Genomic DNA, 22,510 nt, shown 5'->3' with positions numbered 1-22,510 from the left:
TCCCGTACCTCTCGGCCGCGGGCCCGCCGGGGGTCAGTCCCGCTTGCAGATGTGGTCCAGCAGGTTGGCGGTGGCCCGCTGGATTCTGGGTTCCACGTGTCCGGGGCGGTCAAGCGCCGGAGACCAGGCGAATGTTCCCGCGGCGAACACCAGCGCCCCGCTCGGTGCCCGGTAGAGGGAGGTCTCCTGGTGGCGGCGCGCACCGGCCCGGTCCCGGTAGGGGGAGTGGGCCAGCAGCACCCGGTCGGTGTGCTCGGGGAGCGAGGTCCGCGGGAAGTAGCGGTCCGCCTCCCCGGCTACCATGCCCGGGAGCTCCTCCCCCTCCTCGGCTCCGGTGGCGTGCCACAGCCAGTGGCAGGCGTTGCGCACCACCAGCGGATGCGGTACCGGCACCTGGCCCGCGTACTGTACGCCCAGCAGTTGCTGCTCCGGGCGGCCCTGCTCGCGCCAGCGGGTCGACCGGCCGGGACCGTGCCGCTTGCGGCAGGTCAGCAGCCGATCGGGCTCACCGGAGGGCAGCGAGGACAGCTCCACCTGCCAGTACATCGAGTTCGCAGACAGGAAGACGAGCGAGGTGCCCGCGTTCCTGGCGTCGGTCACGGTCCGGCGCATCGGCGCGGACCAGTACTCGTCGTGCCCGGGGAAGACCAGCCCGCGGTAGCGGGACGGATCCACCCGCCCCGCGTGCAGGTCGCTGGTGTCCGCGTACGCGAGGTCGTAGCCGTAGCGCTCGGCCCAGCGGATGAAGTCGTACGCGTGGCCGACGTGCAGCGGGAGCCCCGCGCCGGCGTACGGGCGATCGAAGGAGATGGTGACGGCGGCGTCCTGCTCCCCGAGAAGCCGGCCGTCCTCGTTCCACGCGTGGTAGAGGCTGGCCCCGGTGCGGCCGTCCTCGGGGAAGAGGTTGTACGCCTGCCAGGTGATGTCCGGCAGCACCAGGAGAAGGTCCGCGCTGGCCCGGTCGCGGACCGTGAAGGGGATGTGCGAGCGGTGCCCGTCCACCGTCGTCAGCACGGCCACATGGGCGCCGGTGCTCCAGTAGTCCGGCACCTGGAGCCGCCACGACAGCCACCAGTGGTGGCAGGAGACCGTCCGATCCGCGGTGAGCGGCTGCGGCTGGACGATGCCGGAGAGCCGGGGACTGGTGGTGATCTTGGCGGCACCCTCTCCGCCGTAGTGGCCGATCCGGTAGACGTCGACGCTGAACGGCTGCGGCGGGTTGACCGTCACCCGGAAGTCGATGGACTCGCCGGGAGCGACCGAGCTGGTGGAGGAGAAGCCCTTGATCTGGCAGTTCACGTCGTCGGCGGTGTGCGAGTGGGAGCGGCCGGACCGCGGGCCCGGTAAGCCGGGACCGGACGCGGAGGCCCGGCCGTCCTCGTCGAGTCTGCTGCGGTCGACGTACCACGGGACGACCTGACCGTTGTCGAAGTAGTGCTCGCTGCCGCGCAGCCACGGCAGCGGACCCTGTCCGAACGGGTCCGTCACCGCGTGCGCCAGCGCGCCCGACTCCCACCGCCTGATCTGCTCCGTGTCCACCTGGTGTTCCCCTCCCGCCGTGCGGCCTGCCCCGATGCCGCCGGTGTCTCCGGCGCGCCGGTCCGTGCCGCGTCGGCTTCTCGCCCGTACGTGTGCGGGCCGGTCGGTAGTACCCGGGGTGCCGGTCGTACCACCGCCCGTGCGCGGTTCGCCGCGGCCGCCCGGGGCCGACCGGGCAGCCGCGACGTGGTCCGCGCCGCCGACGCTGAGCCCAGCAGATCACATGCTGCAGCCGGGTCGTCACGGTTCGTCGTGAATGGCCGAGGGGACACCGGTGCCAAGGGCGCACGTCCGGGGCGCGCGACTCTGCCACGAACGCCCCCAGTACCGCGGCCCCCGGAGACGCGGGACGACGCAGCCCGGGGGCAGGGCCAGGGTGCTGGGGGCCCGGGACCCTGGCCGGGCTGCACCGGCCGGGCGGACTCAGACCAGGCGGACCGGCTTGTCGGCCCGGACGCCTGCCGTGGTGAGCCAGTCGCGTAGCGGACCGGAGTCGCCTTCCTCCGCGAGCGCCAGCACCGGTTGCGCCAGGTCCTTGCGGCGCTCGCCGGCGATCAGCAGCGACGGGCCGTCGAGCCAGTCGAGCCCCGGCGCGCCGCTGCCGCTCTCGACCGCGGCGCAGCAGACGGCGGCGGTGATGTGGTCGGCCAGCAGTTCCCGCGCGGTGCGCGGTCCGGCGGGCGGGAAGCCCATCGGCACCACCACGCCGGGGACGTCAGCTATGCCGCCGGGCTGCGCGCCCTGCCGACCGGTTGCGTGCTGCTCGGCGCGCACCGACTCGGCGCTGATCAGCGCGGCCAGCTCCGCGCGGTCGTCCTCCGCGGTGAGTCGTTCCATGACCCGGGCCAGGGTCGGTCGGCCGAGCCCCGGCGGGGGCGCGGACTCCGGGACACCGGCCCGCTCGGTGGAGTCCAGGGCGGCGAAGAGCCGGGCGGCCTCGATCCGCCAGACCCGGTCCACCACCTCCTCCGGGTAGGCCTGCCATTCCACCGGTGCCCAGTCGGGTCCGGCCTCGGCGGGGCCGCCGTGGAAGAGCCGGGCGGCCAGCAGTGACACCTCGGCGTCCACCGTGCCCGGCTCCTCCAGCAGGTCGCAGGCCGGGCGGTCGCCCAGCCGGGAGGTGAAGCCGTCGGCCAGGCGGTCGCGCCGGGAGAGCTCGGTGAGCGCGGACACCACCCCCGCGTCCAGTTGCGAGGGCCAGCGGCCGGAGCGCCAGGCCGGCACCGCGACCCGGGTCAGCAGCCGGTCCCAGCCCGCGTACGCCAGGCCGACCTGCTCCTGGGCGACCGTCCGCAGGCCGTGGTCGACGCTCTGGGCGCGGGCGGAGGCGGCGGTGGCGACCAGCCGCTCCATCTCGGCGGCGTGCGGGCCGACCGCCCGGAGCAGCAGGCGTGCGGGCCGGGCAGCCCGGCCGTCCGCGATCGCGGCGTCCAGCGCGCGGACGAACCGCCGGGACGCGGCGATGTCCGGGTGCGCCGAGGGGCCGGTGCCGGCCACCACCGGGGCGAGCACGGCACGGAGTTCGGCGACCCGCATCCACCACAGGAAGGGCGAGCCGACGACGAGCACCGGTGCCGGGCCGCCGCGGTCCTCCAGCCAGCTGTCGCAGTCCGGGGTGACCGCGACGCCGCCCGGCGCGGGCACTTCGAGGCGGTCGGCGAGATCGTGCACCAGCCGGTGCAGGTCGCGGGCGGAGGCCTCCGGGAGATCGACGGTGGGGGAGAGCGCCGGACGGGCGCGGACGATCAGGACGGTGACGGCGACCGCGGACACCAGCACCGCGGCGGAGCACAAGCCGAGCCCCCAGAGCAGGCCGTTCCAGCCGCTGCCGAGCCGGCCCGTGCCGCGGGCGCTGAGCAGCAGGGCGAGGACGGCGGCGGGCAGCAACGCGCCCGCGAACGCCGTGCTGCGGACCCGCTGCACGGCCAGCGCGTGGTCCCGGGCCGACCGTGTTCCGGCTGCCGGGTCTGCCATGTCGCTCACCCCTGCCGTATCGAAGTGCCTGGGTACTTCCCCACTGTCGCACCGGGCACCGACATCGCAATGTGCGGTGGGCCACTTGATCGAAAGGTGCTCGGGCCCGCTGCGCGGAACCCTAGTCGCCGACCGGTGGGGAATCGGCGGGAGCGGGCTTTCGTCACTCGATGGAATGGCTTTGGGTAGAGGTGTTGCACAACCGGCGCTGCCGGGGGTGTCCGACTATGGCCCGACTGCGGCGGGTTGGTCGGGCGCCCGGACGGTGGGCCGCCCGGCCTCTCCCCCGGGCGGCTCGGTGGGGGTCCCGCGGGCCACCCCGGCCGGGGCGGCCGGTCGGGGCCTGCACTCGGCGGTCGTCGGGTCAGGCCCCGCGGGCGGCGGTGCGCGCCTGCTCCGCGTCCTGGTCCGCGGCGGCCCTGGCCGCGATGTCCGAGCGATGGTGCGAGCCGTCGAGGGAGATCCGCCCGACGGCCCGGTAGGCGCGCTCCCGGGCCGTGGTCAGGCCGGAGCCGGTCGCGGTGACCGACAGCACCCGGCCCCCGGCGCTGACGACCCGGCCCTCGGTGTCCCGGCGGGTCCCCGCGTGCAGCACGTACGCCTTCGGGGCGTCCGCGGCCGCCACCTCGTCCAAGCCGGAGATCGGGTCGCCCGTCCGGGGGGACGCGGGGTAGTCCGCAGCCGCGACGACGACCGTGACGGCGTACCCCTCGCGCCAGCGCAGCGGGGGGAACTGGGCCAGTTCGCCGACGGCCGCCGCCCGCAGCAGCCCGGCCAGCGGTGTCCTCAGCCGGGCCAGCACCGCCTGGGTTTCCGGGTCGCCGAACCGGGCGTTGAACTCGATCACCCGCACCCCGCGCGAGGTCATCGCCAGTCCCGCGTAGAGCAGGCCGGAGAACGGGGTCCCGCGGTGGCGGAGCCGGTCCACGGTCGGCTGGAGGACGGTGGCCAGCACCTCGTCCACCAGCTCCGGGTCCGCCCAGGGCAGCGGCGAGTAGGCGCCCATGCCACCGGTGTTGGGCCCCTTGTCGCCGTCGTGGGCGCGCTTGAAGTCCTGCGCCGGCTGGAGCGGGACGACCGTCTCACCGTCGGTGACCGCGAACAGCGAGACCTCGGGGCCGTCGAGGAACTCCTCGACCACCACCCGGCCGCAGTCCAGCGCGTGCGCACGGGCGGCGGCCTGGTCGGGGGTGACGACGACGCCCTTGCCCGCGGCCAGACCGTCGTCCTTGACCACGTACGGGGGGCCGAAGGCGTCGAGCGCGGTGTCGACTTCCTCGGGGGTGGTGCAGAGATAGGCGCGGGCGGTGGGCACTCCCGCGTCGGCCATGACTTCCTTGGCGAAGGCCTTGGAGCCCTCCAGCCGGGCGGCCTGCGCCGAGGGCCCGAACACCGGGACACCGAGCTCGCGCACCGCGTCGGCCACCCCGGCGACGAGCGGCGCCTCCGGGCCGATCACGACCAGGTCGGCGGCGGTCAGCCCGAGCCGCTCGGTCAGCGAGGCGACCGCGTGGCCGTCCAGCGCGTCCACCGGGTGCAGGGACGCCACTTCGGCGATGCCGGCGTTGCCGGGCGCGCAGTGCACTTCGCGGACGTCGGGGTCGAGGGAGAAAGAGCGGCACAGGGCGTGTTCGCGGGCGCCGCCGCCGATGACGAGGACCTTCACGGGGGGCAGCCTAGAGGAGCCGCCGCCCCGCGCCGCCCGCGGGGAGCGCACAGCGGACCGCGGACGGGCGCCGGCAGCAGGTGGCCGGGCGCGGGGGCGGGGGTCGTCCGGCATGGGGCGGCCCCGCGCGGGCGGGTCCCGGCACGGGCGCGGGAGACCTCCGCGGCGGGAATCGGGCGTCAGCCGGGGCCGCACTCTTTCGAGTGAGGCCGTCGGGTCCCCGGTGCACGGTGGGATCGGGCCTCCGAGGGTGTTCCGGGCAGTTCGGTGGGCCGCGCGCTGCCGGAGGCGTCGATTCCGGTGGTTCCGGCGCGGCAGCCGGGCCCGGAGGGAGTTCCGTCGCACCCCTCGCATGGGGGTAGGAATGGGTATTTCGAGTGCGGTCCGTGAGCAGCCAGTGGTTGGGAGTGGCGGGTGAGTCAGCCGGAGAAGCAGCCCGAGGGCGGCAGGCGCGACGGTCGGGGGGACCTGCTCGGCCGTGCGTTCCCGACCGGCGACTGGGGGGAGCCGGCCGAGCGGCTGGACGAGCTGTACCAGTGGGTGGAGGAGGGGGCGCTGCAACTCGCCGCCTGGTATCTGGCCGACCGCACCTGGAAGCGGCGGACCGCCCGGGTGCTGCGGGCCGGAACCGCGCTCGGTGTGGCCGCGGGTGTGGCGGTACCGGTGCTGGAGCTCGCCGGAACGGTCCGCGACGCGGGCTACTTCGGCTACCTCGCCCTGCTCGGGGCGGCCCTCTGCCTCGCCTGCGACCGCTGGTTCGGGCTGACGTCCGGCTGGATGCGCTCGGTCGCCACCGCGCAGGCGGTGCAGCGGCGGCTGGAGGCGTTCCAGTACGAGTGGGCGGGGGAGTCCGTCCGCGAGGTGCTCGGACCGACGGAGGGCACTGCGGGGGAGGCCGCCGAGCGCTGCCTGGCGGTGCTGCGCAGGTTCAACGGGGACCTCACCGAACTGGTGCGGGCGGAGACCACCGACTGGATGGTGGAGTTCCGTTCCGCCTCGGTGCCGCTGCCCACCCGTTCGGCCGGTCCGGGCGAGCGGGTGCCGAGGCAGGAGCGGGAGCCCGCGGCGCAACCGCGCTTCCCGCTGCCGCCCGGCGCCCGCCCGAACATGCCCCGGCAGCGTCCGCCGGAGAACCCCCGCTGACCCCGCCCGCCGTTCCGCTGCGTGCACGCCGGGGGATCAGGAGAAGACGATCATCGACCCCTGAGCCAGGCTCCTGGTCGCGGCCGCGTGCAGGCCGAGCCAGACGTGCCGCTCCCTGGCGAAGGGGCCGTCCGGGGCGACCGCCGGAAGGGCCGGCTCCTCCAGCTCGGTCGGACCGGTCGGAGCCGGCGGTGCGGGCGGTGGGTTGGCCGGGTCGATGCCGATGAACGGCGCCACCGCCTCCAGCTCCCGCAGCAGCCCGTGGCCGGAGCCCAGCGGACCGCCGCCGTCGAGGAGTTCGTCGTTCGCCAGCGGTGCCGCGAAGTCCACCGGAACGTACGCGCCCGCGTGGTCGTAGTGCCACACCAGGTGCGACTGCTTGGCGGTCGTCTCGAACATCTCCAGCAACTGCTCGTAGTCGCTGCCGAGCGCGTCGACCGGGGTGACCTCCAGCGCGCAGAGCTGGAGCAGGTGCGCCCGGCGCAGGAAATGGAGCGCGTCGTAGTCGAATCCGGCCACCGGCGCCACGTCCCCGGAGAGCCCGGGCATGTAGCCGTACACCGGGACCGAGGGCAGGCCTGCCTCGTGGAGCGCCTTGTCGTAGGTGGCGATCTCCTGGGCGAACGGGTTGTCGGGGCTGTGACAGAGCACATCGACGAGGGGGACCAGCCACAGATCACAGGCCAAGGGGCTCTCCAGGGACGGCGACAACCGATGGGGGACTCAGCGTAGTGCGGACCACGGGGCGCCCGGCCCCGATCCCCGCGACCGGCACCGGCGGCGCTGCGGGGCCCGGCCGGCCGCCGCGGCGCGGCCACCGGACGCGCGCACCGCGCCCGCGCACGGACGGTCCGGCCGCCCGTGCCCTGTGGCCTTCCCCGTGCACGCCGGCCGGAACCCCCTGCGGACATGCCTCGGGCCCCGGTTTCGACACCGGGGCCCGAGGGAGCGCGGGGCGCTCGACCGAGCGGACGACGAGGTTCGAACTCGCGACCTCAACCTTGGCAAGGTTGCGCTCTACCAGCTGAGCTACGTCCGCCTGTGCTGCGCGACCCACTATAGCCAACCCGGCGCGGTGCCTCCGCCCTCCCGCCCGGGGGAGGCACCGCAGGACGCCCCCGGGCGCCTCCCCAGGAGTGCCCTCAGGAGAGCCAGCCGTGCTCGCGGGCCCGGCGGACCGCCGCGTGCCGGTTGGCCGCGCCGACCTTCGCCGCCGCGGCCGAGAGGTAGTTGCGCGCCGTGCCCGGGGCCAGCCCGGCCCGGCGGGCGATCTCGGCGACCGGGGCCCCGTCCGCCGCCAGTTCCAGCAGCTCCGTCTCCCGGGTGGTCAGCGGCGAGTTGCCGGAGCTGATCGCGTCCGCGGCCAGCTCGGGATCCACGTAGCGCTCGCCGGCGTGGACGGTGCGGATGATATCCGCGAGCCGCTGGGCGGACACCGTCTTCGGCAGGAACCCCCGCACCCCGGCGGCGAGCGCCCGCTTGAGGTGCCCGGGCCGGCCGTGCCCGGTGACGATCATGGTGGCGCAGCCGGGCAGCGCCGTGCGCAACGCGCCTGCCACCGCGACGCCGTCCGCACCCGGCATCTGGAGGTCGAGCACCGCCACGTCCGGGCGATGCGCGCGGGCCATCGCCGTCGCCTCCGGACCGGACGCCGCCTCGGCCACCACCTGCAGGTCGCCCTCCAGCGCGAGCAGCGCGGCGAGCGCGCCCCTGATGAGGTGTTCGTCGTCCGCGAGCAGCACTCGGATCACCTGCTGCGCCTCCTCAGCCATCGCCCTTATCCTCCTCCGCCGGGAGCCGGACCCGAAGCCGGAACCCGCCCTCACCCGTGGGCCCGCCCTCGACCGTGCCGCCGAGCGACAGCAGCCGCTCCCGCAGGCCGGCGAGCCCGTTGCCCCGCTCACCCGCGCCGGCCGGGCTGCCGCCGGCCCGCCGCGAGTCCACTCCGTCGTTCTCCATGGTCAGTACGGCGATTCCACCCTCCACCCGCAGCCGCACGGTGCAGGTCCGGGCGTCCGAGTGCCGCAGTACGTTCGTCGTGCCCTCCCGGACGACCCAGCCCAGGGCCGACTGGAGCGACGCCGCCAGCGGCCGGCCGGCCGTGGTGTCCGTCCGGCACCTGATCCCGGCCGCCTCCAGCACCCCGCGGGCGCCCGCGAGTTCGGTCTCCAGGTCGGCCTTGCGGTACCCGCGGACCACCGCCCGCACCTCGCGCTGCGACTCGCGGGCGATCCGCTGCACCTCCACCATCTGCTCCACCGCCGCGGCCGTGTCGCGGGCGGCCAGCTGCACGGCGAGCTCGCTCTTGAGCGCGACCACCGACAGGTTGCGGCCCAGCACGTCGTGCAGGTCGCGGCCGAAGCGCAGCCGCTCCTCGGCGACGGCGAGCCGGGCCCCGGTCTCCCGCGTCGCGTCCAGCTCGTACACGGCCTCCAGCAGCCAGACCGAGAAGCGCGAGGTGAACGCCATGAAGACGCAGGCGGCCGTCGTCCCGACGGCGTAGGCGACCACCACCTCCCGGGTGACACCGGCGGCGAGCACCGCCGCGGCCGTCCCCAGCCCGCACCCGGCCGCCAGGACGACGACCCGGCGCACCCGCCGCATGGCTCCGGTCAGCGGGACGAGGGTCACCGCCGGTGTGCTGGCCACCAGGTAGACCGCGGCCTCCTCGTCGCCGGGCAGCACGCCCGCCCGGACCAGCAGCAGACCGATCAGCATCAGCACCGCCCCGAGTACGGCCGCGGCCCACAGGCGCCGGTCGGGACGCTCCCGGCGGTCGGCCAACCACTCCAGCACCTGGTCACTGGTCCCCCAGACGAGGACGCCCTGGGCGACGACCAGCAGGACCAGCAGCACGCGCAACCGGCTGTCCAGCTCCGGGGCACCCGCGAGCAGTCCCAGCAGCGTGAGCGTCCACACCGCGGCGAGGAACCGGAAGGACCACCGAGTGTAGATCTCCACCTGGGCGGCGCTGCCGAGCCGCTCCCACCAGCCCGTCAGAAGTCGAGGCGACACCCGTGTTCTCCGTTCTTTCCGCGCGTACCGCCTGTCCGGCCCGCGCCCGCAGGTACCGCGGGCCGGCGCGGCGGCCCGCTCAGCGGGCCGGCGCGGCGGCCCGGGCCCGGTGGCGTCCCGGGCCCCGCGGTCAGCTCCGGGGCTCCCAGCGGAACCACCGTCGCACAGCGAGCACCGACAGGGCCGTCCAGGCCGGCGCGAGGGCCAGCGCGGTCAGCGGTTCGGCTCCGGAGGACTCGCCAAGCCAGCCGTAGCGGATCAGGTCCATGACCGGCGTGACGGGCAGCAGTTCGCAGACCGTGGCCACCGTGTCGGGGAGCACGTCGAGCGGGATCAGCAGCCCGGAGCCGAAGAAGGTGAGCATCATCAGCGGCATCGAGGTGATCTGGGCGCTCTCGGTGGTCCGGGTGATGGCCGTGGTCGCCGCGGCCAGTGCCGTGAGCGTGACGGTGCCCAGCAGCAGCCCGAGGAGCAGCAGGACCGGCTGCTGCGGCAGGTCGATGTCCAGGGCGAGCGTCCCCGCCAGGATCAGCAGGACGCACTGCGCCAGCGCCAGCGCGGCCGACGGCATGGCGGTGCCGGCGAGGATCTCCGCGTCGGACGCCTCCCCGGTGCGGAGCCGCTTGAGCACCAGCTCCTCCCGGCGGGTGACGAAGGCGGCGACCAGGTTGACGTAGATGACCAGGATCAGCACGATCCCGATGCCGCCCGTCATCACCAGCGAGTTGGCGCCCAGCGCGCTGTTCTCGGTGGCGCTGCCCGCACTGGTCCGCATGAGGAGCACGAAGCCCAGCGGCATCAGCAGCGAGGTGAACACGGCCGTGCGGTTGCGGATCAGCAGAATCATCTCGGCCCGGCCCAGAGCCCGCAGCCGGTCCCTCCTGCGGGTGCGGGAGCGCCCCCCGGCGTCGGTCTGCGAGGCGCGGACGCTGGTCTCGGTACTCATCGGTGTGCTCCCTCTCCGGTCGGCTGCGCAGTGCGGGCGGCGGTCGGCGCGGTCCCGTGGGCGTCGGGCGCGCCGTCCGGCAGGTCGTGGTCCTGCCGGGCGATGCCGAGGAACGCGTCCTCCAGCGACCCGGAACGGGCCTCCAGGCCGGGAAGCTCCAGGTCCTGCTCGCGGGCCCACAGCAGCAGTTCGATCATCGCCTCCTGGAGGTGCTCGGTGCGCACCTCCACGCGGTCGCCCCGGACCGCAGCCGGGACCGACAGCGGCAGGTGCGCCGCGGTGACGCCCGCCGGCAGCCGGAACCGGATCCGGGCCTCCTGCGAGGCGGTGACCTCGTCCGGCGTCCCCAGGGTGACGACGCGGCCGTCCCGCATGATCGCCACCCGGTCGGCGAGCTGCTCGGCCTCCTCCAGGTAGTGCGTGGTCAGCAGCACCGTGGTGCCCTCCGCCTGGAGCTCCCTGACGAGCCGCCAGGTGTCCTGCCGCCCCTCGGCGTCCATGCCGGTGGTCGGCTCGTCGAGGAACAGCACCTCCGGACGGCCGAGCAGGGCCAGCCCGAGGTCGAGCCGGCGGCGTTCACCTCCGGAGAGCTGCTTCACCCGGACCTTCTCGCGCTTGCCGAGGCCGACCATCTCCAGTGCCTCGCCGACCGGCCGGGCACCGGTGGTCATTCCCTCCCACATCTGCGCGGTCTCCGCGACGGTGAGGTCGGTGGGGAAGCCGCCCTCCTGGAGCATGATCCCGATCCGCGGACGGACCAGGTCGCGCTCCCGGAAGGGGTCGCTGCCGAAGATCTCGACTTTGCCGGCCGACGGTGCGGCCAGCCCTTCCAGAAGCTCGACGGTCGAGGTCTTGCCCGCGCCGTTGGTGCCCAGCAGGGCGAAGAGCTCGCCGCGGGCCACCTCCAGGTCGAGCCCGCGGACGGCCTCGAAGCCGTCCTCGCCGCGCCCCTTGCCGCCGCGTCCCTTGGCCGGTCCGTAGCGCCGGCGCAGTCCCGTCGTCCTGATCACGTGTTCGCCGTTGTCCATGACTCCAGCCTCACCCCGGCGAGGGTCGCCCGGCAGTGCGTGCTGTCACGCACCTGGATGACATTTGTCAGTCCGGCGCGAGGGGCAGCGGAAAGGGAGCGGAAACGCAGAGGACCCCGGCCGACCGGCCGGGGTCCTCTGCAATGGAGCGGACGACGAGGTTCGAACTCGCGACCTCAACCTTGGCAAGGTTGCGCTCTACCAGCTGAGCTACGTCCGCACGCATCCACCCGGCTTTCACCGAGTGGCGCATCGTGCACTCTACCCGATCCCGGAGGACCGAGCGGAGTTTCAGAGCGGGTGACAGGGATTGCACACTGCGCCTCCCTCTTGGAAAGAGGGCGCTCTACTACTGAGCTACACCCGCACGACCTGCGCTGCCGGGCCGTTCCGCGGCCCGCCCTCGCGGTGTGCCCTGACTCTAGCGGACCACCCCGGGGGAAAAGCAAGTCGGCTCCGCGGAGGCCTCAACTCGCCGCGCTGAAGGCCTCGTAGACCTTCTTCGGGATGCGGCCGCGGGCCGGCACCTCGTACCCGTTGGACTGCGCCCAGGCGCGGACCGTCTGCGGGTCGGGGGCGACCGAGGTGCGGTGGTACGCCCTGCCGGAGCCGGCGCGCTTGCGGCCGGCCTCGACGAAGGGGGCCAGCGCCGTGCGGAGTTTCTCGGCGTTCGCGGTGTTCAGGTCGATCTCGTAGGACTTCCCGTCCAGGCCGAAGGCGATCGTCTCGGACGCTTCCCCGCCATTGATGTCGTCGGAAAGTGTGACCACAACGCGCTGTGCCACGGATATCGGTCCTTTCGGGGAGGATCGCCGCCCGGATCCCTGGGGCGATCACCACGCTGACGTACGACGGCGGCCGACCCGCCCGCGGCAGGTGGTTTCGCCTTTTCTCTAGTTCACTGCGAACGGTCGGGCATTGCCGTATTGCCGTACCGCAATGTGTGGGCAGTGAATTTCTACCCGCATGTCCCGCCGCAATCGCCGACCCTACGTTTTCTTCGGCGTTTCGGGCAGGGGTCCAGGGTGCCGAGATCTGAATGTGATGAGGCGTACAGGCCACCCGAAGAGATATCTACCCGCGTAGATTCTGGCGGCGGGTACGCTGGCACCGCAGCCGAATCACCGGGTGGGCGCCCCGCGCTCCGCCGGTGCACACGGCAATGGGCAGCCAAGCACCAACACCGGGAGTACCAGTGGCTCGCGTCGTAGTCGACGTCATGCTCAAGCCGGAGATCCTCGACCCCCAGGGCCAGGCCGTGCAGCGCGCGCTGCCCCGGCTCGGTTTCGAGGGCATCGCGGACGTCCGCCAGGGCAAGCGTTTCGAACTCGAAGTGGCGGGGCCCGTCGATGACGCAGCCCTCGCCCGGATTCGGGAATTGGCGGAAACCTTCCTCGCCAACACGGTGATCGAGGACTTCACGGTCCGTGTCGAAGAGGCGGCCGCCGCGTGACGGTCCCAGTCGAATCCCCCGCTCCGGCACCCCGCGTGTTCCCGGGGCGTGCTCCGCGCTCCCTGCCGCCGGGCACGCCGGATGCCGGACCCGACCGCCGCGACGGCGGACCAGTGGACGGAGGTACCCGATGACCACGCGCATCGGAGTCGTCACCTTTCCCGGCTCGCTCGACGACCGGGACGCCCAGCGGGCCGTGCGGCTGGCCGGCGGCGAGCCGGTGTCGCTGTGGCACCGCGACCCCGACCTCAAGCAGGTCGACGCGCTCGTCCTGCCCGGCGGCTTCAGCTACGGCGACTACCTGCGCTGCGGCGCCATCGCCCGTTTCTCGCCGGTGATGGAGACGGTCATCGAGCAGGCCAGGGCGGGCATGCCGGTGCTCGGCATCTGCAACGGCTTCCAGGTGCTCTGCGAGTCCCACCTGCTGCCCGGCGCCCTGGCCCGCAACGACCACCTGCACTTCGTCTGCCGGGACCAGCGGCTCCGGGTCGAGAACGCCGGCACCGCGTGGACCCGCGACTACGCCGAGGGCCAGGAGATCACCGTCCCGCTGAAGAACGGCGAGGGCGGCTACGTCGCCGACGAGCGCACCCTGGACGCCCTGGAGGCCGAGGGGCGGGTCGTCTTCCGGTACCTGGACGGGAACCCGAACGGCTCCCGCCGTGACATCGCCGGCATCACCAACGAGGCCGGCAACGTCGTCGGCCTGATGCCGCACCCCGAACACGCCGTCGAGACCCTCACCGGCCCCACCACCGACGGGCTGGGATTCTTCACCTCGGCGCTCAAGAAGCTGGTGGACGCCTGATGACCCTCGACACCACCGAGCACGCGGCCAAGAACCCCGACACCGAGCAGCCCTGGGCCGAACTCGGGCTGAAGGCGGACGAGTACGCGCGCATCCGGGAGATCCTCGGCCGCCGGCCCACCGGCGCCGAACTCGCGATGTACTCCGTGATGTGGTCCGAGCACTGCTCGTACAAGTCCAGCAAGGTGCACCTCAAGCAGTTCAGCGAGAAGGCCCCCGCCTCCGACGCGATGCTGGTCGGGATCGGCGAGAACGCCGGCGTCGTGGACATCGGCCAGGGCTACGCCGTCACCTTCAAGGTCGAGTCGCACAACCACCCCTCGTACGTCGAGCCCTACCAGGGCGCCGCCACCGGGATCGGCGGCATCGTGCGGGACATCCTCGCGATGGGCGCCCGCCCGGTCGCCGTGATGGACCCGCTGCGCTTCGGCGCGGCCGATCACCCCGACACCCGCCGGGTGCTGCCCGGCGTGGTCGCCGGCATCGGCGGCTACGGCAACTGCCTGGGCCTGCCCAACATCGGCGGCGAGGTCGTCTTCGACGCGTGCTACCAGGGCAACCCGCTGGTCAACGCCCTCTGCGTCGGAGTGATGAAGCACGAGGACATCCACCTCGCCAAGGCCTCCGGCGTCGGCAACAAGGTCGTCCTCTACGGCGCGCGCACCGGCGGCGACGGCATCGGCGGCGTCTCGGTGCTCGCCTCGGAGACCTTCGACGACCAGGGCCCGGCCAAGCGGCCGGCCGTCCAGGTGGGCGACCCCTTCCAGGAGAAGCTGCTCATCGAGTGCACCCTGGAGATCTTCCGCGAGGACCTGGTGGCGGGCATCCAGGACCTCGGCGGCGCCGGACTCTCCTGCGCCACCAGCGAGCTGGCCAGCGCCGGGTCCGGCGGCATGCGGGTCGAACTCGACACGGTCCCGCTGCGCGACGCGACGCTCTCGCCGGAGGAGATCCTCATGAGCGAGTCGCAGGAGCGGATGTGCGCCGTGGTCGAGCCCGGCAACATCGACCGCTTCCTGGAGATCTGCGAGAGGTGGGACGTCATCGCCACCGTCATCGGTGAGGTCACCGAGGGCGAGCAGCTGGAGATCTTCTGGCACGGCGAGCAGATCGTCGACGTCCCCCCGCGGTCCGTCGCGCACGAGGGCCCGACCTACCACCGCCCCTACGCCCGCCCCGCGTGGCAGGACGCCCTCCAGGCGGACGACGCGGCGAAGCTGCCCCGGCCGCGGACCGGTGAGGAACTGCGTGCCGATGTGCTCGCCCTGGTCGGTTCGCCGAACCAGGCCTCCAAGGCGTGGATCACCGACCAGTACGACCGCTACGTGCTCGGCAACACCGTCCTGGCCCAGCCCGAGGACGGCGGAATGATCCGCATCGACGACGCGACCAACCTCGGGGTCGCCGTCGCCACCGACGGCAACGGCCGCTACACGAAGCTCGACCCGTACACCGGGGCGCAGCTCGCGCTCGCCGAGTCCTACCGCAACGTCGCCGCCACCGGAGCCAAGCCCCTCGCCGTCACCGACTGCCTCAACTTCGGTTCCCCGGAGGACCCGGACGCCATGTGGCAGTTCGCCGAGGCCACCCGCGGTCTGGCCGACGCCTGCGCCGAGCTCGGCACCCCGGTCACCGGCGGCAACGTCTCGCTCTACAACCAGACGGGCGACACCGCCATCCATCCGACGCCGGTGGTCGGCGTGCTCGGCGTCATCGACGACGTCACCCGCCGCACACCGGTCGGCTTCGCCGAGGAGGGGCAGTTGCTCTACCTGCTCGGGGAGACGCATGAGGAGCTCGGCGGCTCGGCCTGGTCCCAGGTCGTCCACCGGCACCTGGGCGGCATGCCGCCGCAGGTGGACCTCGCCCGCGAGAAGCTGCTCGCCGAGATCCTGATCGCCGCCTCCAGGGACGGCATGATCGACGCGGCGCACGACCTCAGCGACGGTGGCCTGATCCAGGCCGTCACCGAGTCCTGCCTGCGCGGCGGACACGGCGCCCGGCTGGTCGTCCCGGACGGCGCGGACCCGTTCGTGCTGCTGTTCTCCGAGTCGGCGGGCCGCGCGGTCGTGGCGGTGCCGCGCAGCGAGGAGCTCCGGTTCAACGACATGTGCGGCGCACGCGGCCTGCCGCTCACCCGGATCGGTGTCGTCGACGGCACCGACATCGAGGTGCAGGGCCAGTTCACCGTGCCGCTGGCGGAACTCCGCCGGGTCCACGAGGCGACCATCCCCGCCCTGCTGGCCTGACCTGATCCCAAACGCGCCCCCGGCGCCGCCGGACCGGCGCCCGGGGCGCGTCCGGGAGCGGAACGCCGAACGGCCCGCCGCCGGCACCCTCCGGTGCTGGCGGCGGGCCGTTCGGCGTGCGGGTGCCGCGGCTCAGCGCATCGGCGGCATCATGCCGCCCGGCCCGCCCGCGCCCGGCCCGGGCTGCCCGTACTCCGGGGGCACCGGGCCGCCCGTCCGGTGCCGCTGCTGCTCCTCGTCCACCTGCCGGTAGATCAGCGCCTTCAGCCCCTCCGGGTCCGGCACGTGCTTGAGCGTCATCATGCCCTGCTCGGACGCGGACTGGATGTTGAGCGTGCCGTAGCGCATCATCCGCTCCCACAGCGACGCCTTGAAGGACACGTCGTTGATCCGGATCAGCGGGATGCTGCGCCCGGCCTTGGTCAGGAAGCCGGTGCGCTTGTACATCCGGCGGGTGGTGAGGATGTACATCGTGCTGCGCCACTTCAGCAGCGGAAGCAGCCAGAACCACAGCGAGGCGAGCGCCGCCGCGCCCACCACCACGTACAGGCCGGTGTCGCTCCACTCCTCCCCGGAGGGCAGCACCCAGATGAGCGCTCCGGCCACGATCCAGATCAGGCAGAGCACCAGGAACTCACCGACCATCTCGGTCCAGTGCTGGCGGGTGACCTGCACCAGCTCTTCGTCGTCGGCGAGATGGCGATCCGCGATAGGCATGTGCCGCATCCTGGCACACCCCGTGCCCGGCGCCTACGGGACAGCCGCACGGCGGGTGTGCCCGGTGCGCGCCCGATACGCTCCTGCCATGCCTTCCGCACGACGCACACCGCGCGCCTACGATCCCCTCCGGGTGCGGAACGCGCTCGCCGCGCAGGTCGAGACGGTGCGCACCGCCGCCCACGGCTGCACTCCCGACCAGCTCACGGCGGACTCCGGCCTGCCGGGCTGGGACGTGCACCACCTGCTGGTGCACCTCGCCGGACAGATCGACGCCGTTCCGCGGCTGCTCGCCGAACCCGCGCCCGCCGCCCGCAGGCCCGGCACCGACCTCTCCCGGTGGGCGGTGTCCACCGCGGGCATCGCTGACCTGCTGGACGCCAGGACGCGGCGCGAGGCCGTGGAGGTGAAGGACCCCGCCGCCGCGGTGGACGCCGCGGCCGAGGAGCTGGAGCCGGTGCTGGAGATGGCGGTCAGGGAGGACGTACTGCTGCCGCATCGCTTCGGCGCGATGCGCGCCCTGGACTTCGCCGTGACCCGCCTGGTGGAACTGGTGGTGCACACCGACGACCTGGCGCGTGCGACCGGCAGCCCGTTGTCGCTGGACCGCTATGCGCTGGCCTCGACCGTCCGGGTACTGGCGGACGCGCTGGCCGCGCGGGCGCCGGGCGGTGCCGTCGAGGTCCGCGTCCCGCCGTTCGCGGTGGTCCAGTGCGTCGAGGGGCCGCGCCACACCCGGGGCACCCCGCCGAACGTCGTCGAGACCGATCCGCTGACCTGGGTCCGCCTGGCCACCGGCCGGCTGGGCTGGGAGCATGCGGTCGCCGCGGGGGCGGTGTCCGCCGGCGGCCCGCGGGCGAACCTCACCGCCCAGCTCCCGGTCCTGGGCTGAGGACCGCACCGGGGCCGGTGCGGGGCGCCCGGCAACGGGGCGCGACTGGCCGACCATACAGTCCCGCGGTGACCTCGCTCTCGTAGCAAATCAGGGATTCGCAGGTCAACGTGTTCCGACCCGCACCCCGGTTCGGCAGCGGGCGCCCCGCGGTCTAGACTCGGCAGCGTGCCACGTGGTGACGGACGACTCAGCCACGACCTGCTCCCCGGAGAGAAGGGCCCCCAGGACGCTTGCGGCGTCTTCGGAGTCTGGGCACCGGGTGAAGAGGTCGCCAAACTCGCCTATTTCGGTCTGTACGCGTTGCAGCACCGGGGACAGGAGTCCGCGGGAATCGCGGTGAGCAATGGCTCGCAGATCCTCGTTTTCAAGGACATGGGCCTGGTCTCGCAGGTCTTCGACGAAACAGCCCTCAGCTCGCTGCGGGGCCACATCGCGGTGGGCCACGCGCGGTACTCCACGACGGGTGCCTCGGTGTGGGAGAACGCCCAGCCGACCTTCCGGGCCACCGGCCACGGCTCCATCGCGCTCGGCCACAACGGCAACCTGGTCAACACCGCAGAGCTCGCGGAACTGGTCGCCGGGCTGGCAGCCACCGACCGGCGGCGGGCCACCCAGGTGGCCGCGACCAACGACACCGACCTGGTCACCGCGCTGCTCGCGGGGCAGACCGACGAGGACGGCAAGCCGCTGACCGTCGAGGAGGCGGCCCCGCTGGTGCTGCCCAAGGTCAAGGGCGCCTTCTCGTTCACCTTCATGGACGAGCACACCCTCTACGCGGCCCGTGACCCGCAGGGCATCCGCCCGCTGGTGCTCGGGCGGCTGGAACGCGGCTGGGTGGTGGCGAGCGAGTCCTCTGCCCTGGACATCGTCGGCGCCTCCTTCATCCGGGAGATCGAGCCGGGCGAGATGATCGCGGTGGACGAGGGCGGGCTGCGCTCCAGCCGGTTCGCGGAGCCCGCGCCGAAGGGCTGCGTCTTCGAGTACGTCTACCTGGCCCGCCCGGACGCCGACATCGCCGGTCGCAACGTGTACCTCTCCCGGGTGGAGATGGGCCGCAGGCTCGCCGCCGAGGCACCCGCCGAGGCAGACCTGGTGATAGCGACCCCGGAGTCCGGCACCCCGGCCGCGGTCGGCTACGCCGAGGCCAGCGGAATCCCGTTCGGCGTCGGCCTGGTGAAGAACTCCTACGTGGGCCGGACGTTCATCCAGCCCACGCAGACCATCCGCCAGCTCGGCATCCGGCTCAAGCTCAATCCCCTGCGCGAGGTCATCCGGGGCAAGCGGCTGGTGGTGGTGGACGACTCGATCGTCCGCGGCAACACCCAGCGCGCCCTGGTGCGGATGCTGCGCGAGGCCGGGGCGGCCGAGGTGCACGTGCGGATCTCCTCCCCGCCGATCAAGTGGCCGTGTTTCTTCGGGATCGACTTCGCCACCCGGGCGGAGTTGATCGCCAACGGCCTCAGCGTCGAGGAGATCGGCACCTCGCTGGGCGCGGACTCGCTGTCGTTCATCTCCACCGACGGGATGATCGAGGCGACCACGATCGCCAAGCCGAACCTCTGCCGCGCCTGCTTCGACGGCGAGTACCCGATGGACCTGCCGGACCCGGAGCTGCAGGGCAGGCCGCAGCCGGAGACCGAGCCGGGTGCCGCCTCGGACGTCGACGGCGTCCGGGCCCTGCTCACCGGACCGGGCGGCGCGGACGCGCTGCGGCGTCCGTGAACCGACCTTGCAACGGAGAGACATGACTGAGCACACCGGGCAGGCCGAGGAGTCGGCCGCCGGCGGGGTGTCCTACAAGGCCGCCGGTGTCGACATCGAGGCCGGCGACCGCGCGGTCGACCTGATGAAGGAGTGGGTGCGCAAGGCACAGCGCCCGGAGTCGCTCGGCGGCCTCGGCGGTTTCGCCGGGCTGTTCGACGCCTCCGCGCTGAAGCGCTACGAGCGCCCGCTGCTCGCCTCCGCGACGGACGGCGTCGGCACCAAGGTCGCCGTCGCCCAGCGGATGGACGTCCACGACACCATCGGGCACGACCTGGTGGCCATGGTGGTCGACGACCTCGTGGTCTGCGGGGCGGAGCCGCTGTTCATGACCGACTACATCTGCGTCGGCAAGGTGGTGCCGGAACGGGTGTCCGCACTGGTCAAGGGCATCGCCGAGGGCTGCGTCCTGGCCGGCTGCGCCCTTGTCGGCGGCGAGACCGCCGAGCACCCCGGGCTGCTCGGCCCCGACGAGTACGACGTCGCGGGAGCCGGGACGGGCGTGGTCGAGGCGGACCGCGTCCTGGGCGCCGACCGCATCCGTGCGGGGGACGTCGTCCTCGGTATGGCCTCCTCCGGACTTCACTCGAACGGGTACTCCCTGGTCCGCCACGTGCTGCTGGAACGCGCCGGCTGGGCGCTGGACCGGCAGGTGCCGGAGTTCGGGCGCACGCTGGGCGAGGAGCTGCTGGAACCGACGCGGATCTACTCGCTGGACTGCCTGGCCCTCACCCGGACGGCCGAGGTGCACGCCTTCTCGCACGTCACCGGGGGCGGGCTCGCCAGCAACCTGGCCCGGGTCGTGCCGGACGGGCTGCACGCCCGGGTGGACCGCTCCACCTGGACCCCGGGGGCGGTCTTCGACACCGTCGGCCGGGTCGGCGGTGTGGCCCGCGCGGAGCTGGAGCGGACACTGAACATGGGCGTCGGCATGGTCGCGGTGGTGCCGCCGGAATCGGTGGACGTGGCGCTGGCGACCCTCGCCGACCGCGGCGTGGACGCCTGGGTCGCGGGCGAGGTGACCGAGCGCGGCGACCGGCCCGAGGCCGTCTCCCTCACCGGGGACCACGCGGCCTGAACCCGCACCGCCGCCGTGCCCCGCTCAACCCCGGGCCGCGGCGGTGGTCACCGCCGACCGGGGCACGGGCCGCGAATGGCGCGGGCCCGGAAGCGGACCGCGGCGACCCGGACGGAGCCCCTGCTGCCGGTCAGGGCCCGGACAGCACAGGAACCGGTCCGGCCGAGGGCCGGACCGGTTCCTGAGTGCTGCTGGACAGAGCACCGGGGGTGCGAGGACGCTGAGGTACGCGTCAAGCACGCCTTCGATTCTGAGAGGTCGAGTCCGACGAATGCTCGTCGTCCTCGTCCTCCTCGTTGTACCGCTCCGCGTACTGTGCGTACGGGTTGTCGTCCAGCTCATCGTCCTCGACCCGCTCGCCCTTAGGCGGCGGGTTCGATGTCGATGCGCCCAGCTCCTCGGCCAGACGCGAAAGGTCCGTCCCGCCGCTGTTGTACTTCAGCTGGCGGGCGACCTTCGTCTGCTTGGCCTTGGCCCGGCCGCGCCCCATGGCTCGACCCCCTCAACGACGGGGCTCGACGGCCCCAGAGTCTTGACACGCGTTCATGATTCAGAGCGGACCCTCACACGAGGGACCGGCTCTCAGGGCCTCAACGGTACCTGCTTCCGCCGCCGTACGGTACGCCGCCCGGTCGCCCCGGGGGGTGCCCGACGCGCCCCTTGACCGATTCTTCCCTGGTCACGCCCGATGTTACCTCAGTCGCAACGCGTGTCCCGCCCCGGGGTGGTGTGGGATGTCTCGCTTTCGGTCCAGCGCCCCGCTGCGGGCCCCGGACGGAGCCGGGCGGCCCGCGGGCCGCCCGGCTCCGTCCGGGGCCCGCAGCGGGGCGGTACACGGCCTCCCGGGGGTCCCTGGGTCGGAGCGCGGCGCCGCCAGGCGACGCCGCGCTCCGACCCGGCGGCTCAGGAGGCCGCGGGCGCCGTGTGCATCCGGTGCTCGGCGATCCGGTCCGCCGCCACTGCGGGCGGCACGCCGTCGTGGTCGGCGCGCCGGAAGATCTCCAGTGCGGTGTCGTGGATCTTCTCCGCCTTTGCCTTCGCACGGACGAAGTCGAAGCCGTGGAGCTCGTCGGCGACCTGGATCACGCCGCCGGCGTTCACCAGGTAGTCCGGCGCGTAGAGCACACCGCGCCCGGCGAGGTCCTTCTCCACCCCCGGATGGGCCAGCTGGTTGTTGGCCGCTCCGCACACCACCCGGGCGGTCAGGTGCGGCACCGTCTCGTCGCTCAGCGCGCCGCCCAGGGCGCAGGGGGCGTAGATGTCGAGACCCTCGATACGGATCAGCGCGTCGGTGTCCGCGGCGACCCCGACCTCGGGGTGCTCGGACCGTACGCGGGCCACCGACTCGGCGCGGACGTCGGTGACGACCACCTCGGCACCCTCCTCGCGGAGGTGGCGCACCAGGTGGTGGCCGACCTTGCCGACCCCGGCCACCCCGACCTTCCGGCCGCCCAGAGCGGGGTCGCCCCAGAGGTGGCGGGCCGCGGCCCGCATGCCCTGGTACACGCCCAGCGCGGTGAGCACCGAGGAGTCGCCCGCGCCGCCGTGCTCGGGGGAGCGCCCCGTCGTCCAGCGGCACTCCCGTGCGACCACGTCCATGTCCTGCACGTACGTGCCGACGTCGCAGGCCGTCACGTAGCGGCCGCCGAGCGACGCGACGAAGCGGCCGTAGGCGCGCAACAACGCCTCGCTCTTGTCGCGCGTCGGATCGCCGATGATCACGGCCTTGCCGCCGCCGTGCGCCAGGCCGGCCAGCGCGTTCTTGTAGGACATGCCCCGGGCGAGGTTCATCGCGTCCAGGGCGGCGGCCTCCTCGGGGAACTCCTCGTCGGCGTAGGCGTGGAACCGGGTGCCGCCGAGTGCGGGGCCGAGCGCGGTGGAGTGGACGGCGATGACGGCCTTGAGGCCGCTGGCGCGGTCCTGGCACAGCACCACCTGCTCGTGGCCGCCCTGCTCCGAGCGGAACAGGGTGCGCAGGGGATTGTCGGTAGGCGGTCCGTCGACGCTGACGGCGGGACGTACGTCAGTCACTGTGGTGACTCCTGTAGTCGCGTGGGACACCCTCCGGCGGGGTGGGGAGGGCCTGTGTGCAGCAGCGTACGACCTGTCGGCGCGGCGGATCGTGGCGGTGCCACTATCGGGGTAGATCGGGTGGACCGGGGGGAGACCGTGCAGGAACGGCGCCGGCCCGCGGTGCGGACGGCCTTCCCGCCGCCCCGCGGGTCGGGTCCCGCCCGC

At 73.5% G+C, this 22,510-nt stretch carries 19 protein-coding genes and 3 tRNA genes; 7 read left to right on the top strand and 15 right to left on the bottom strand.

Features of this window, described 5'->3' with window-relative positions:
* Nucleotides 1-33 precede the first annotated feature (33 nt).
* The 3 genes from H300_RS0116245 to purD form a co-directional block, all read right to left on the bottom strand.
* Nucleotides 34-1,539 (bottom strand): N,N-dimethylformamidase beta subunit family domain-containing protein, encoded by a 1,506-nt coding sequence (locus H300_RS0116245; RefSeq protein WP_028428269.1) that lies wholly within the window; start codon nt 1,537-1,539, stop codon nt 34-36.
* A 423-nt stretch (nt 1,540-1,962) separates the two neighbouring features.
* Nucleotides 1,963-3,513: a M48 family metalloprotease gene (locus H300_RS0116240; protein WP_037980711.1), complete on the bottom strand. Its 1,551-nt coding sequence runs from the start codon at nt 3,511-3,513 to the stop codon at nt 1,963-1,965.
* Between the two features lie 364 nt (nt 3,514-3,877).
* Nucleotides 3,878-5,179 carry a phosphoribosylamine--glycine ligase gene (gene purD, locus H300_RS0116235; RefSeq protein ID WP_028428267.1) on the bottom strand — a complete coding sequence of 434 codons (1,302 nt, stop codon included), beginning with the start codon at nt 5,177-5,179 and terminating at the stop codon, nt 3,878-3,880.
* A gap of 414 nt (nt 5,180-5,593) precedes the next feature.
* Between purD and H300_RS0116230 the strand changes: the two genes are divergently transcribed.
* The gene (locus H300_RS0116230; RefSeq protein WP_028428266.1) at nt 5,594-6,322 is read left to right on the top strand and encodes an SLATT domain-containing protein; all 729 of its coding nucleotides are present in this window, start codon (nt 5,594-5,596) and stop codon (nt 6,320-6,322) included.
* Between the two features lie 36 nt (nt 6,323-6,358).
* On the opposite strand, the gene H300_RS0116225 is transcribed toward H300_RS0116230, so the two are convergent.
* The 9 genes from H300_RS0116225 to H300_RS0116185 all read right to left on the bottom strand — a co-directional run bounded on the left by H300_RS0116225 (nt 6,359) and on the right by H300_RS0116185 (nt 12,096).
* Nucleotides 6,359-7,009: a hypothetical protein gene (locus tag H300_RS0116225; protein WP_028428265.1), complete on the bottom strand. Its 651-nt coding sequence runs from the start codon at nt 7,007-7,009 to the stop codon at nt 6,359-6,361.
* 279 nt (nt 7,010-7,288) lie between these two features.
* Nucleotides 7,289-7,361, bottom strand: a tRNA-Gly gene (locus H300_RS0116220).
* Between the two features lie 103 nt (nt 7,362-7,464).
* Nucleotides 7,465-8,094, bottom strand: a complete 630-nt coding sequence (locus tag H300_RS0116215) for a response regulator transcription factor (protein WP_199779200.1) — start codon at nt 8,092-8,094, stop codon at nt 7,465-7,467.
* Nucleotides 8,087-9,337 (bottom strand): sensor histidine kinase, encoded by a 1,251-nt coding sequence (locus H300_RS0116210; RefSeq protein ID WP_486583909.1) that lies wholly within the window; start codon nt 9,335-9,337, stop codon nt 8,087-8,089. Before H300_RS0116210 ends, H300_RS0116215 begins: the two co-directional genes overlap by 8 nt.
* Before the next feature lie 130 nt (nt 9,338-9,467).
* Nucleotides 9,468-10,283 carry an ABC transporter permease gene (locus H300_RS0116205; protein WP_028428262.1) on the bottom strand — a complete coding sequence of 272 codons (816 nt, stop codon included), beginning with the start codon at nt 10,281-10,283 and terminating at the stop codon, nt 9,468-9,470.
* Nucleotides 10,280-11,311, bottom strand: a complete 1,032-nt coding sequence (locus H300_RS27275) for an ABC transporter ATP-binding protein (protein WP_078516055.1) — start codon at nt 11,309-11,311, stop codon at nt 10,280-10,282. The genes H300_RS0116205 and H300_RS27275 overlap by 4 nt, the downstream gene beginning before the upstream one ends.
* A 144-nt stretch (nt 11,312-11,455) precedes the next feature.
* Nucleotides 11,456-11,531 (bottom strand) — tRNA-Gly (locus H300_RS0116195).
* A gap of 75 nt (nt 11,532-11,606) precedes the next feature.
* Nucleotides 11,607-11,678, bottom strand: a tRNA-Gly gene (locus tag H300_RS0116190).
* Between the two features lie 100 nt (nt 11,679-11,778).
* Nucleotides 11,779-12,096: a histone-like nucleoid-structuring protein Lsr2 gene (locus tag H300_RS0116185; RefSeq protein WP_028428261.1), complete on the bottom strand. Its 318-nt coding sequence runs from the start codon at nt 12,094-12,096 to the stop codon at nt 11,779-11,781.
* 410 nt (nt 12,097-12,506) lie between these two features.
* Here H300_RS0116185 and purS point away from each other — a divergent pair, with 410 nt between their 5' ends.
* From purS to purL, 3 genes are all read left to right on the top strand, one after another.
* A complete protein-coding gene (gene purS, locus H300_RS0116180; protein ID WP_028428260.1) occupies nt 12,507-12,764 on the top strand; it encodes a phosphoribosylformylglycinamidine synthase subunit PurS in 258 nt (85 codons plus the stop codon).
* Nucleotides 12,765-12,894: 130 nt separating this feature from the next.
* Nucleotides 12,895-13,572 (top strand): phosphoribosylformylglycinamidine synthase subunit PurQ, encoded by a 678-nt coding sequence (purQ, locus tag H300_RS0116175; protein ID WP_028428259.1) that lies wholly within the window; start codon nt 12,895-12,897, stop codon nt 13,570-13,572.
* Nucleotides 13,572-15,821 carry a phosphoribosylformylglycinamidine synthase subunit PurL gene (gene purL, locus H300_RS27270; RefSeq protein WP_037980677.1) on the top strand — a complete coding sequence of 750 codons (2,250 nt, stop codon included), beginning with the start codon at nt 13,572-13,574 and terminating at the stop codon, nt 15,819-15,821. Before purQ ends, purL begins: the two co-directional genes overlap by 1 nt.
* 132 nt (nt 15,822-15,953) lie before the next feature.
* Here the strand turns inward: purL and H300_RS27265 are convergent, their stop codons facing one another.
* Complete coding sequence (locus H300_RS27265; protein WP_078516054.1) at nt 15,954-16,538, bottom strand: PH domain-containing protein; 585 nt, start codon at nt 16,536-16,538, stop codon at nt 15,954-15,956.
* A gap of 88 nt (nt 16,539-16,626) precedes the next feature.
* On the opposite strand from H300_RS27265, the gene H300_RS0116160 reads away from it, so the two are divergent.
* The 3 genes from H300_RS0116160 to purM all read left to right on the top strand — a co-directional run bounded on the left by H300_RS0116160 (nt 16,627) and on the right by purM (nt 20,272).
* On the top strand, nt 16,627-17,430 hold the full coding sequence (locus tag H300_RS0116160) for a maleylpyruvate isomerase family mycothiol-dependent enzyme (protein ID WP_028428258.1): 804 nt from the start codon (nt 16,627-16,629) through the stop codon (nt 17,428-17,430).
* A 168-nt stretch (nt 17,431-17,598) separates the two neighbouring features.
* Nucleotides 17,599-19,155 carry an amidophosphoribosyltransferase gene (gene purF, locus H300_RS0116155; protein ID WP_028428257.1) on the top strand — a complete coding sequence of 519 codons (1,557 nt, stop codon included), beginning with the start codon at nt 17,599-17,601 and terminating at the stop codon, nt 19,153-19,155.
* A gap of 22 nt (nt 19,156-19,177) precedes the next feature.
* The gene (purM, locus tag H300_RS0116150) at nt 19,178-20,272 is read left to right on the top strand and encodes a phosphoribosylformylglycinamidine cyclo-ligase (RefSeq protein WP_051270103.1); all 1,095 of its coding nucleotides are present in this window, start codon (nt 19,178-19,180) and stop codon (nt 20,270-20,272) included.
* Between the two features lie 232 nt (nt 20,273-20,504).
* Here purM and H300_RS0116145 read toward each other — a convergent pair whose 3' ends face one another.
* The gene (locus H300_RS0116145) at nt 20,505-20,762 is read right to left on the bottom strand and encodes a DUF3073 domain-containing protein (RefSeq protein ID WP_028428255.1); all 258 of its coding nucleotides are present in this window, start codon (nt 20,760-20,762) and stop codon (nt 20,505-20,507) included.
* A gap of 413 nt (nt 20,763-21,175) precedes the next feature.
* The gene (locus H300_RS0116140; RefSeq protein ID WP_028428254.1) at nt 21,176-22,303 is read right to left on the bottom strand and encodes a Glu/Leu/Phe/Val dehydrogenase dimerization domain-containing protein; all 1,128 of its coding nucleotides are present in this window, start codon (nt 22,301-22,303) and stop codon (nt 21,176-21,178) included.
* Nucleotides 22,304-22,510 lie beyond the last annotated feature (207 nt).

The organism is Streptomyces sp. TAA040, assembly GCF_000424845.1.
The sequence above is the reverse complement of the archived record's forward strand: the minus strand, read 5'-3'. Positions and strand labels throughout refer to the sequence as shown.